The organism is Trinickia sp. Z7 (genome assembly GCF_056498045.1).
In genome coordinates, this window is record NZ_JAUEQW010000012.1 from 140907 (window position 1) to 153848 (window position 12942).

The 12942-nt window shown below is 60.9% G+C and carries 10 protein-coding genes; all 10 read right to left on the reverse strand.

Annotated features, from left to right (window positions below):
* Positions 1–9 precede the first annotated feature (9 nt).
* Entirely contained in the window at positions 10–756 is a 747-nt protein-coding gene (locus QQS38_RS19770) for an electron transfer flavoprotein subunit beta/FixA family protein (RefSeq protein WP_479647044.1), read from the reverse strand.
* A gap of 36 nt (positions 757–792) precedes the next feature.
* Positions 793–1683 (reverse strand): bifunctional methylenetetrahydrofolate dehydrogenase/methenyltetrahydrofolate cyclohydrolase FolD, encoded by an 891-nt coding sequence (folD, locus tag QQS38_RS19775; RefSeq protein WP_479647045.1) that lies wholly within the window; start codon positions 1681–1683, stop codon positions 793–795.
* Positions 1684–1719: 36 nt separating this feature from the next.
* Positions 1720–2595: a formyltetrahydrofolate deformylase gene (purU, locus tag QQS38_RS19780; RefSeq protein WP_479647072.1), complete on the reverse strand. Its 876-nt coding sequence runs from the start codon at positions 2593–2595 to the stop codon at positions 1720–1722.
* Between the two features lie 46 nt (positions 2596–2641).
* Positions 2642–4684, reverse strand: coding sequence for an oxidoreductase (locus QQS38_RS19785; RefSeq protein ID WP_479647046.1), 2043 nt, complete (start codon positions 4682–4684; stop codon positions 2642–2644).
* An 18-nt stretch (positions 4685–4702) separates the two neighbouring features.
* Positions 4703–7171, reverse strand: a complete 2469-nt coding sequence (locus QQS38_RS19790; RefSeq protein ID WP_479647047.1) for an FAD-dependent oxidoreductase — start codon at positions 7169–7171, stop codon at positions 4703–4705.
* A gap of 37 nt (positions 7172–7208) precedes the next feature.
* Positions 7209–7991, reverse strand: coding sequence for an SDR family NAD(P)-dependent oxidoreductase (locus QQS38_RS19795; protein ID WP_479647048.1), 783 nt, complete (start codon positions 7989–7991; stop codon positions 7209–7211).
* Between the two features lie 9 nt (positions 7992–8000).
* Positions 8001–9251: a Tm-1-like ATP-binding domain-containing protein gene (locus QQS38_RS19800; RefSeq protein WP_479647049.1), complete on the reverse strand. Its 1251-nt coding sequence runs from the start codon at positions 9249–9251 to the stop codon at positions 8001–8003.
* A complete protein-coding gene (locus tag QQS38_RS19805) occupies positions 9248–10072 on the reverse strand; it encodes an SDR family oxidoreductase (RefSeq protein ID WP_479647050.1) in 825 nt (274 codons plus the stop codon). Before QQS38_RS19805 ends, QQS38_RS19800 begins: the two co-directional genes overlap by 4 nt.
* A complete protein-coding gene (locus QQS38_RS19810; RefSeq protein ID WP_479647051.1) occupies positions 10069–11469 on the reverse strand; it encodes a transaminase in 1401 nt (466 codons plus the stop codon). The genes QQS38_RS19805 and QQS38_RS19810 overlap by 4 nt, the downstream gene beginning before the upstream one ends.
* A gap of 117 nt (positions 11470–11586) precedes the next feature.
* Complete coding sequence (locus tag QQS38_RS19815; protein ID WP_479647073.1) at positions 11587–12942, reverse strand: aminotransferase class III-fold pyridoxal phosphate-dependent enzyme; 1356 nt, start codon at positions 12940–12942, stop codon at positions 11587–11589.

Below are 12942 nucleotides of genomic sequence, written 5' to 3' on the forward strand. Positions count from 1 at the left end.
CTCCTTGACTCAAATCACTTTCGCGTCGCGCAGCCTTTGCACGAGCGTCGCTGCATCGGCGACTTTCTCGCCGGCGCTGCGGGTAGGAGGCTCGGCCACTTTGAGCGTCTTCAGCCTGGGCGAAATATCCACGTCCAACGAGTCGGCAGCAATGGTCTCGAGGGGCTTCTTTTTCGCCTTCATGATGTTCGGCAACGTGACGTAGCGAGGCTCGTTCAGGCGCAGGTCTGTCGTCACGACGGCGGGAAGCTGCAGCATCACGGTCTCGGTGCCGCCATCTACCTCACGGGCAACCGTCACGTCGTTTCCCGTCAACGCCACCTTCGATGCGAAGGTAGCCTGCGGCCATCCCGCCAAAGCGGCGAGCATCTGCCCCGTCTGGTTGGCATCGTCGTCGATGGCTTGCTTGCCGAGAATGACGAGCCGTGGCTGCTCTTTGTCTATCACCGCTTTCAGGAGCTTAGCGACGGCCAGGGGCTGCAGTTCCACATCCGTCTCGATCAGGATCGCACGATCGGCGCCGATCGCCAGCGCAGTGCGCAGCGTCTCCTGAGACTGCGCGGGACCCGCCGAGACAGCCACGATTTCGGTCGCCACGCCCGCTTCCTTCAATCGCACGGCCTCCTCGACGGCGATCTCGTCGAAGGGATTCATCGACATCTTCACATTGCTAATATCAACGGCCGTGCCGTCGGCCCGCACGCGGACTTTCACATTCGAATCCACGACGCGCTTGGCGCCCACAATGATCTTCATACGCTCATCCTCTCAGTCACCATTGGCTTTGCAAGCTCAAAAAATATCCATCGACGGCACTCCGACGGACCGGCACGTGGCCAGGTAGGTGTTGGCGAGCAGACACGCGATCGTCATCGGACCCACGCCGCCAGGGACAGGCGTAATACACCCGGCGACTTCCGATGCCTCACTGAATGCCACATCGCCTACCACCTTGTACCCCTCGCCGCTTTCTTTGGAGACACGATTGATGCCAACGTCGATGACGCACGCCCCCGGCTTGATCCAGTCACCCATCACCATTTCCGGACGGCCGACCGCCGCCACGAGGATGTCTGCGGTACGCACCACCGCGGCGATCTCACGCGTGCGCGAATGCGCGATCGTTACCGTGCAGTGATGAGCCAACAGCAACTGCGCCATCGGCTTTCCGACAATATTCGATCGTCCGATGACGACCGCATTCTTTCCCGCGATATCTCCCAGTGCTTGTTTGATCAATATCAAGGATCCCAGCGGCGTGCATGGCACCACCCCACCCTCCCCGGTTACAACGTGCCCCACGTTCTCAGGATGAAAGCCATCCACGTCCTTACCCGGCGCGATGGATTCGATGACTGCCTTTTCGTCGATATGGGCCGGCAGGGGCAATTGCACGAGAATGCCGTGCACACACGGATCCGCATTGAGCTTGGCGATCAATGTCAGCAGTTCGGACTCGGTGGTTGTTTCTGCAAGCCTGTGCTCGAACGAGGCCATCCCGGCCTCCAAAGTCTGTCGCGCTTTGTTTTTGACGTAGATCTGGCTGGCGGGGTCCTCCCCGACAAGGACAACCGCGAGGCCGGGCGTCACCGCATGCTCCAGCTTCAGACGGGCAACAGCCGTCGCAATCTTTTCTCTAAGTTTTTGGGAAGCGCCCTTCCCGTCGATTAAAATCGCTGCCATTGAATCACTCCATGCACCGTACGGACGGTTGACGCATTAAGAAAAGACGACCGTCTTGTTTCCGTCGATGAAAACGCGATCCTCGAGATGCATTCTGACCGCACGCGCAAGTACCTGGCATTCGACGTCCCGGCCCATCGCTTGCATTTCCGCTACCGAGTAGCGATGGTCGATGCGGCGAATGTCCTGCTCGATGATCGGTCCTTCGTCAAGATCGCCCGTTACGTAGTGCGAAGTCGCCCCAATCAGCTTCACGCCTCGCTTATGTGCCTGCGCATAGGGGGAGCCGCCTTTGAAGCTGGGCAAGAATGAGTGGTGAATGTTGATACAGTTTCCATGCAGATCTCGTGCGATGTCATCGCTGAGAATTTGCATGTAGCGCGCCAGCACCACGAGTTCTGCCTTTCTCTCGAAGACAAGGGCGCGCAATGCGGCCTCCTGCTTTGCCTTCGTTTCGGGCGTGACCGGTAAGTAGTAGAAAGGAATGCGGTAGCGGTCCGCGATGTGCCTGAGCGTCTCGTGGTTCGAGACGATTGCGGTGACCTCCATGTTGAGTTCGCCGGCTTCCCAGCGGTACAAGAGATCACGCAGACAATGATCGAACTTCGAAACCATCAAGATGGCGTTGCGCCGCCGATCCGCGCGACGCACCGACCATTCCATGTTGAATCGGTCCGCCAGCTTATCGAAGCCGATCAACATATCTTTATCGTCATCGGTGATTTCGCCGTTCGCCTGAAAGACGCAACGTAGAAAGAACCGCTCGGTCTCTTCATCGTCATACTGCGACATCTCGGCGATGTAGTAGCTGTGAGCAGCAAGGTAGCCGCTGATTGCGGCAACGATACCCACCGTCGCCGGGCAAGCAACGCGCAGCACATAGGTGTTCGGAAGTTTGGTGGTAAGAGTCATGTTTGCTTCTCGATTAGCAATAAAGCGAACGAAAGGGTCGCGAGATTCATTGGAGAACGGTGCGCTCACGCAAAAAGGATTCGGCGCGCTGCGGTTCGCCCAGCTCTCGCCCCGTGGCTGCGCCTGCATACACCGCGGCGGCCACCGTGCCGGGAGCGAGCGCGTCGCCTATCAAGGTGATCGATTCGATTCCGACGTCGCGCCAATCCTGTTTGCGCAGATCCAACGCATCTGCCAACTGTCGGTTTGGCTCACGAAGGGTCACGGGAACGAATGTTCCGCACGGCAGCGACGCGGAGCGGCGCCCGCTGGCGGTGATGGCCGTTCCGTCTCGTACTTCCTTGACCTTGCTCTTCGTGATGCAGGTGATACCGGCTTCATCGAGACGCTCTTCTAGCCGCCGGAGCTCCAGCGTGTAATACGACCATTGCGAGACGTCGGCTAGTGGGGTAACGAGCGTGACCTCGTATCCCCTGGCCCTCAGCCATTCGGCGACACCATGCCCCACGTAGTAGTGGTCATCGTCGTATACGACAATCGGCCCGGTAAGCGGCGCGCCTGCCAGCACAGCCTCGGGTGCATAGACGTTGACGCCGGCGCGAACTGCGATCCCGTTTGGGGTAGCCGGCCCCACGCCATCCACCCGCCAGGCCGAGCCGGTGGCGAGCACGACGCGCCGAGCGCCGAACTGCAGGATGTCGTCGACGTCGACCGGCGATCCGCGATAGATCTGGACGTTGCTCATCCGCTCGAGCTGATAGATGCGGTAGTCCCGCACACGCGCCAGCGTCTGCGATCCGGGCAGCTTGGATTCCCACTCGATTCGCCCTCCCAAGAAGGCCTCTCGCTCGACCAAAGACACTTCCACGCCTCGGCGAGCGAGCGTGAGCGCGGCCTCCAGCCCAGCCGGCCCCGAGCCGACCACCAACGCACTCTCGCGATTCGAAATCGGTTTGAGCTTCTCCGGATGCCATGCCTTACGCCACTCTTCGCCGATCGTGGCATTTTGCGTACACCGGATGGGCACGCCATACATCTCCGTCGATGCACAGACGTTGCAGCCGATACATTCGCGAATCTCATCGATTCGCCCCGTCCTGATCTTTTCGGGTATGAATGGGTCTGCGATCGAAGGCCGGGCAGCCCCAATGAAATCGACGAGACCGCGTTTGATCCGCGACACCATCGCATCGGGCGAGGTGAAGCGTCCCACCCCAACTACCGGTTTGCGCGTGAGTTTCTTGACGAACCCGATATAGTCGTCCTGGAATCCTTCTTCCGCGAACCGGGCGGTAGACGAATCGAACGACCACGGACTCACATTGACGTCCCACAGATCGGGCAGGTCGCCCAGCGCCTCGATCACGGCGCGTCCTTCTTGTTCAAGCGTGATACCGCCGGAAAAATCGTGGACTGCGAATCTCACCGCGACCGCGCATCGGGCGGCGGCTTCCTCGATCGTGTCCTCGATCAATTCCTTCAGCAGCCGCATGCGGTTCTCGAGCGAGCCGCCGTACTCGTCGGTGCGCTTGTTGTAGCGGCTCGACAGGAAGTGCAAAGGCAAAGCCCTATCGTGCGCCGCGTACACGTAGACGATGTCATAGCCGGCATCTATCGCACGGCGCACCGCGCGCCGGTGTGCCGCGCGGAAGGCCTGGATATCTGCGATCGTCATCGGCATCGATTGCGTCGGCACATACGCCGACGTGCATTTCAAACTAGCAGGACCGAGCGCCGGCACGCGACTGTACAGATTACGAGCGCCGAGTCCAAGATGCGCCAACTCGACCGCGGCGAGCGCACCGTGCTTGTGAATTTCGTCGGTTGTTAGCCGATGGCAGGCCACGTCATGATCGTCCCAAAGGCGATCGTTCTGATGCCCCATCATGTCCGAGGTCTCGTCGATCTCGCACACCCCTGTGCAAACCACCGCCCACCCTCCCTCGGCTTTCATTGCACGAAGGGCAGCGGTCGCATGCGGCTGAGCAAACCCCATCCCAGCACTGTGCGCGACAGCGAAAAACCTGTTCTTTGCGATAACCGGCCCGATCTTGACCGGCTCGAACAGTACGTTGTATCGATCGTCCATCTTCATTTCCTCGTCGTGTCATCCGCGCATGCGGTCGCTTTTCGCGTCGTAAAAGCCCGCGAACTGAAGATCGACCGCATGGCGCACACCCGCTACTTCGACCTCGAACCCACCCTCGCTCAGCCATTGAGCCGTCACACCGCCGACTCGTTTGACGGACGCCATGCCGAACGAGCCCGCGAGACGGAAACCCCACGCCCCCGACGTCACGTATCCGATGAGTTGATCGCCCTTCCACAACGGTTCGTTGCGATATAGATAGGGGCCATCGTCAAGGCTCGCTTCGCGGACTCTCAAATTCACCAGGCGCGCCTCGATCGGGCCGGCAGCCTGTTGACGCTCCAATGCGTCGCGCCCTATGAACTTCTCATCCTTATCGAACGAAACGGCGAACTTCAGACCCGCTTCCAACGGCGTATCGTCTTCGCCGATGTCGTGTCCGAAGTGCACAAAGCCCTTCTCGAGCCGACAGTGGTTCATCGCGAGGAATCCGCCCAAGCGCATTCCTAGCGGCCCGCCTACGCGCATCAGCTCATCGAAAACGTGCCGCGCGACATCCGTCGTCGGATAGAACTCATACCCAAGCTCCCCAACGAAGCTTCGGCGCAATACCCAGCAACGAGCCAGCCCGACATCTATCAACCTGGCTTGCCCAAAGGGGAACGCAGCGTTCGAAACATCGACGTCGGTCAGCTGTTGGAGAATCTCGCGAGAGCATGGCCCGCTCACCGAGAACATGGCGTGCGCCGTCGTGACATCGTGGATCTGAACGTTCCAGGAAGGGTCGACATGCGCTTCGAACCAGCAGCGGTCGCGAACCTGGCTCGGATGACCCGTGACGATCATGAACTCGCTATCCGCCAAACGTGTGATCGTGACGTCGGCTTCGATACCGCCACGCTCGTTCAGCCAGTGCGTGTAGACCGATTGACCCACCGGCACGTCGATACGATTGGCCGATACATGCTCGAGCGCTTTCAGTGCATCGCGTCCTTTGACCAACAGCTTGCCGTAGCAGCTTTGATCGATCAGTAACGCCGCATCCCTGGAGGCCAAGCATTCGCGCTCGACCATCGGGAACCACGCCTGCCGCTTGAGGCTTGGCTCATGCGGCAATTGCGCGCCCGCATCAGCGAAGTAGAGCGGAAACTCCCAGCCGATGCGCTCCCCCATTACGGCTCCTGCGGCAATCAGCCGGTCGTGCATCGGAAACTGCCGCACGCCTCGTGCCGTTGAGACATGGTGCCCCGGCCAGTGGAGCGTCATGTGCATCCCAATCGATTCCGATACGCGTTCGCGCACGTAGCGGGTGTTGGCCTGGAACGGCATTGCACGTTGCGCGTGCAGTGTCCCCATGCTCACCGGCGGCAGGCCGTCAATCAACCAATCCGCCATCACCTTTCCGGCGCCGCCTGAGGACAAGATGCCGTTTGAATTGAACCCGGCTGCCACATAGAGGCCCGCGATATCGGCCGTCGGCCCCATGTAAGCGCGGCCGTCGGGCGTGAAGCTCTCGGGTCCGCAGAAGAACAATTGGATGCCCGTGTTTTGAAGAACCGGCACGCGGTCAAATGCCGCTAACAACTGTGGCTCCATGTGCTCCATGTCCGGCGGCAACTCGGTGAACGAGAATCCCGACGGAATCTGGGCGCCCGGCTTCGGCCATGCATTGCCCTTCGCCTCGAAAAAACCCACAAGAAGTTTTCCCGCGTCTTCTTTGTAGTAGGCCCGCTCGTCGGCGACCGTGAGAACCGGCGTGGTGCGCGCGAGCCCCGGCAATGCCTCCGTCACGATGTAGTAGTGCTCCGCCGCGTGAAGGGGAACGGAAATCCCGAGCTTCTTTGCGAACGCATGCGTCCACATGCCGCCGGCCAGCAGTACCCGATCGCAAGCGATATCGCCATGAGCTGTTCTGACCGCCTGGACTTTGCCGTCCTTCACGACAACGTCGAGAACAGGCGTGTTCTCGTAGGCTTTTGCACCTTTCAGCTTTGCGCCCTTGATAAGCGCAGTGGTCACGTCGAGGGGATTGACTTGACCGTTCGATGGCACGAATTGTCCGCCGAGCACGTCGTCGACTCTCAGCAAAGGCCATCGCTCCTGGATTTCTGCCGGCGTCAGGTAATCGCAGGGTACGCCCATCCGCTTCGCCGATGAAACATTGCGGCGAATCAGTTCGAGGCGCTCGGGCGTCAGCGCGACCGTCATCGACCCGTTTTCCTTGTAACCCGTAGCTTGGCCGGTCTCTTGCTCGAGCGACTGGAACAATCGCGTCGTGTATTGGGCAAGTTCCGTTTGCGCTTTGGAGTCGCGCAATTGGCCTACGATGCCGGCGGCGTGCCAGGTAGTGCCGCTAGCAAACCGATCGCGCTCCAACAGAACGGCGTCGGCTATGCCCTTGTGAGCCAAGTGATAAAGCGTGGATGCGCCGATAATGCCGCCGCCGATCACGACGACGCGGGCACGCTCAGGCAGAGATTGAGTCATGGTATCGACACCTTCTGTATGGTGATAATCCGAGAACCTAGTGCGAGCGAGAGGTAGCGGCCGTACGCGCTCCGCCGTCGGCCACCAGAACGGCGCCCGTAACGAAGGAGGCGTCGTCGGAGGCGAGGAAGGCCGCACACCTGGCAATTTCCGCGGGTTCGGCCACTCGCCCCAGCGCGATACGCTGGGCCACACGTGAGAACTCTTGTTCGACACTCGTTCCGTTCGCCTGCGCGAAGTCGGCCATTTCGGCCTCGCTCATGGGCGTGCGCACCCACCCAGGACAAACGCAGTTGGCGCGAACCCCATCCGCGCCATAACGGTTCGCAAGCGCCCTTGTTAGCGCGACCAGCCCGGACTTGCTCGCCGCGTACGAAGCCATGCCCGCCGACGCGTTGAAAGCGGCTACCGACGAAACGTTGACGATCGCCCCGCGTGCGCGGCGACGCATGTCGGGCAGCACCGCGCGACACACGCGCATGGCGCCGGTGAGGTTGACCTCGATAATCGTGTTCCAGGTGTCGTCACGGATGTCGGCAACGTCATCCGCGATCATCACGCCAGCGGCATTGACCAGAATGTCGATCTGGCCCGAACGCGCGATCGCCTCCTCGATGGCGCGACTGACGTCTTCTTCCCTGCGAATGTCGACGCGAACTTCGGCGAAATTCGATCGCCCGCTCGGCGACGATTTCGGATCGAACCCGATGTCCGCGGCGACAACGTTGGCGCCTTCCGTCGACAATTGCAGCGCGATCTCGCGCCCGATGCCTGAGCCCGCACCCGTGACGAATGCTGTTCTGCCATGAAAACGCGACATGATGACCTCCTATTGTTCTGTCGCGCCCGGCGGAATCAGGCCCGCTTCGACCCAGTTATCGAAGATCCTGAGTGCCTCGTCTGTAAAGGCGCGATCGTTGATATGCATGTCGAGAACGCGCAGGTCGACCGGCGGTTCGATCAACTGCTTGTATTCGTCGATGAAGACCTGATGCCCTTGCGGATCGTGCAAGGGCTGGCCCGGCGCATCCCAAGCGTGAATGCCTTGCAGCGGAAGCAGGAATGCGGTCGGCCCCTTGGCCGCATTGACCTTCTTCGCGACGAAGCCCGCGAGCTCGCGTCGCTCTTCGCTCGTGGTCGTGACCGAGGCAATGAGGCGGTTGTGGGCGTGGTAAGGGCGGCCCTTATATCTCTCAGGCAACGGCGCCCATGTCTGGACGTCCACCATATCGCTCGCGCCCGGCGCGATGATCTGAGGAACGCCAAGGCGACCCGCAGTCTCGAGTCGTGAAGCGCCCGCGTTGACAACGGACCCCCGCAGGATGTTGCTCAACTCGCATAGCGCAAGATCGAAAACTGCCACAAACGTGCCCTGCTCGATCAACGACTCCATCGCCCGTCCGCCCATGCCCGTGCAGTGGAACACCACAGGCTCGTAGCCTCGCTTTTCCAATTGCGGAGTGAGCTCGACCATGTAGCTCAGACACGACTTCCCCAGCCCGCCGATAGCCACGCGTGGCCGCGCGGCCTTGGACAAGCTCACGGTGCTGCAGGCCCCGAGGACAGCGCCGGCCGCCTGGCTCAACGTCGCTCTGCAGATCGAATTCAACCCGTACAGGCCACCGGCCCATAAAATCATCATGACGTCGGCAGCGAGCCGGTCGGGCGGGATCAGGTGGGAGTACGCCACCGTCGTGACGATAAACTTCGGCATACCGAGCGGCAATGCGGCGGTGACATCGAGCGCGAGGTCGGTGCCCATCGTGCCTCCCAGCGCGAGGACGCCATGCACCTGCCCCTTGGCATAGAGGTCCAGCGTGAGCTTCACCGCGCCTTCCGCCATTTTGGTCATAGCCGCGTTCTCGTCGCCTAGCGCAGCAATCTGCTTCAACGTCATGCCGGCTGCGGCCGCAACCTTCGCGTTGGAAATCTCCGGATCGAAAACAGGCGTTCCGAGCACCCCGACATCCATGATGACGCCCGAGGCGCCCTCCCGCTCGATGCACTGCTTCATGAACAGCAGTTCGTCCGACTTGGTATCGGCGGTGCCAATAATTAAAATCTTCAATCCCGACTTCATTTCTGGCTCCCGTTAGCGACGCCGTCGCGCTCCGCGGCCCAAAGCTCTTCCATCGCGTAGCCTGATTCGGGCAACGTCGTCCCGCCGTCCACCACGATCGTTTGTCCCGTAATCCAACTCGCTTCGTGACTGGCGAGGAACAGCACCGCGGACGCTACATCTTCCGGCCGTCCGGGGCGCCCCAAGGGTATGTAACGGGTAAGCCGTTTCAACGTCTCGGCCTGACTCAAACGGCCCCGATCCTTTGCCACCATCCCAGGTTCCACTCCATTGACCGTAATGCCGCTGCTGGCCAACTCCAATGCAGCAGCCTTGATGAATCCGTTTACGCCGGCCTTCGCTGCGGCGTAGTGGGTGGCGCCCGCCATCGCAACACGCGGACCCGTAATCGATGAGGTGATAACGAACCGGCCGGCCGAACTGTGCCGAAGCGCCGGCAAGGCCGCTTGCAGAAGCCAGAATCCGCTTTTGAGATTGAGTGCAAACGTGCCCTCGACGACTTGCTCGTCAAGCGCTTCCAAGCCAAGCCACCGACACCCGCCGGCGTTATGGCAAACCACATCCAGGCGCCCGCCGGTAGCGCGCAGCGCTTGATCAACCATCGCCGATATCTCGGCGCGCTCGACCCCGAAGGGAACGATGTGAAAACGGATACCTTCGGCCTCGAGTTGGCTCGCCACCTCCTGCGCACTCGATAGCGTTCGATAGGCCAACACAAGATCCGCGCCCGCACGCCCGAGCGCAAGCGCGATCGCCCCGCCGATACCGGGACGGGCGCCGGTTATCAGCGCGACCCGGCCGCTAAATTGGAAGTGACTCATGCGCGCGCCCCGTGCTCGAGGCAATTCGCCATGAGGAACTCGCAGAATTGCTCAAAGACATCGATATACGTATCGGTGTCCGCCGCGGCGGAGGCCGGACACATCAGGAGCATGCAGTGGAACGGCGTAATGAGCACGCCACGGTTCAAAAAATAGACGTGCAGCAGCGCCTCGAGATCGCCGTCACGCCCGGCGGACACCTGCGCGGCGTTCCTCGGCGCAGCCGGCGCGAACATGATTTCGACGCGTGCCCCCAACTGCTCCACATACCAGGGCAGATCGAACTTGCTAACGATGCCTCTCAAACGCTCGGCGAGATCCTCTGCGAGTCGAACCATGCGATCGAACGCGGTAGGCGTCAGGACCTCGGCCAGCACGGCGCGAACGGACGCCACTTGAAGCGCGCTGCCCGCTAGCGTCCCGCCGAAACCGAGATGCGCGCTTTGTCGCACCTTGGTCGGGTCGACCTTGGGCACAATCTCCCACATTCTGCGAGCAACATCATCGCTCACGCCATACAAGCCAACCGGGATGCCTCCCCCGACCGCCTTGCCCAAAACGAGCATGTCAGGGTCCAGTCCGTGAAGGGCCGTGTACCCACCCGGTCCGGTCGAGAACGTGTGAGTCTCGTCGATCAAGAGCAGCGTGGCGTACTGGCGGGTCGCGTCGCGCAGTGCTTGATGAAACCCCGGCTCAGGCGCGACCATTCCATAGTTGGTCATGAACGGCTCGGTCAATACGCAGGCGATGTCCCGCGATGCGAGCTTCGCTTCGAGCGCCTCGATATCGTTGAATTCCACCACGGCAGAAACGCGCTCGTGGTCCACCGCGTTGGGGTGGATGCCATTTCGCATCACCATCTGCCCCGACGCATCGAGCGTCACGTGTGCCTCTTCGACCGAGCCGTGGTAGCAACCGCTAAACACGAGGACCTTCTCACGCCCCGTAATCATGCGAGCGATACGAATGGCCGCACGATTCGCGTCACTGGCTGACGTCGTGAAACCCCAGTACGGAAGACCGAATCGCCGGGTCAACTCCTCGCCGACCCACGATGCATGCTCCGTGGGCAACATCAGCGTCGCGCCGCACTCCATTTGCTCGGAGACCGCTTGCGTAACGGCCGCCGGTGCATGTCCGGACATCGCGCCCGTGTCGCCCAAACAAAAGTCGACATACCGTTGACCATCCACGCATCGAAGCTGCGTGCCGGAAGCTTGCTTCGCAAACACTGGAAACTTGCCGGCCCAGCGGCGAAACCAATGCGATGGCGCACCATACAGATAGTGGCGCTGGCCTTCTTCGAACAATTGCTTAGAGATCGGGTGCAGGTCAGCAAATTTGTCCTGCTCGCGTTCCAGGGCATAGCGAACCCCGGACTCACTGAGTCGATTCATGAATCGCTTCTCCGTTCATCACGATGCGGTGGAGTCACGTCAGAGAGTGCATTTCGCCCATCCCTCGTGACGCATTTGCACATCGTGGTATCGCCCATGTGGCTTGATGCGCTCGACTTACCGCTCGACCGCCATGAATGCGCCTTCGAGGGCGTCGCACAGAAAATCTACTTCATTGCGGCTAATCGTGAGCGCTGGCGATAGGATGATGTTCGGTCCCGACGTACGCACCATTGCGCCACGCGCATACGCTTCGCGCGCCACCATCGTGACTTCTTTGGCGCCTCGGCCGAACGGGGCCTTGGTCGTCTTGTCGGCCACTAGTTCGAGCCCCGCCATCAGCCCAACACCTCTGACATCGCCAATCAGACGTGATTTCCGGCCCAGAGCCGTGAGCCGTTCCATCAAGTACTGGCCCTGTTGCGCGGCGTTGGCAACCACGCCCTCGCGCTCGATGAGATCCAAGGTAGCGAGCGCCGCAGCGGCTGCCACGGGATGTCCGCTATAGGTATAGCCGTGCGAAATCGCAGCACCCGACGCATCGCCGGAGCGGAACACGTCCGACACTTTCTTCGATATCGCGGTAGCGCCGAGGGGGACGTAACCGGAGGAAATCCCTTTCGCCAAGCACCAGATGTCGGCTTTGACATTCCAAAGCCGGGTGCCGAACAACTGGCCGGCGCGCCCAAAGCCGGTCACGACTTCATCGGCGATCAACAGCACGCCATACTTGTCGCAGATCTCGCGCACGAGAGGCCAATAATTCGGGGGAGGCACGATGACGCCGCCCGCGCCTTGAACGGGCTCTGCGATGAACGCCGCAACAGTGTCCGGACCCTGAAACAGGATCTCGCGTTCGAGCAATTGCGCGCATATTTCGCCGAGCTTGATCGGGTCGTCCGTGTAAGGATTGCGATACACCCAAGGTGTGTCGATATGGAAGCACCCCGGCAACAGCGGCTCGTAGGGGCGGCGAAAGCCCGTGTTTCCATTCACGCTCATTCCGCCGAAATGCACACCGTGATACCCCTGCTTCAGCGAAATGAACTTCGTACGGTCTGCTTGGCCCTTGATCTTCCAATACTGGCGGGCCAGCTTCAACGCGCCTTCTACCGCATCCGAGCCACCGCTGCTGAAGAACACGGACGCAACGCCGTCCGCCTCCATCATGCGCACGATGCGTGCGGACAGCTCGATTGCGCGCGGGTGTGTCGTGCCTCTGAATGTGTTGTAAAAGGCCAGTTCATCAAGCTGCGCCGCAATGGCATCGCGAATTTCGGTCCGCCCGAAGCCGAGATTCACACTCCACAGCCCGCCGACACCATCGAGCAGTTTGTTGCCATCCGCATCCCATATCCAGCTCCCCTCGCCTCGTGTGATGATGTCCGGCGGCGTATCGATCATCGCCTGGGGGTGAGCCATCGGATGCCATAGGTACTGCGCATTAGCCGTCTTCAGTTCGTCGAGCGTCAT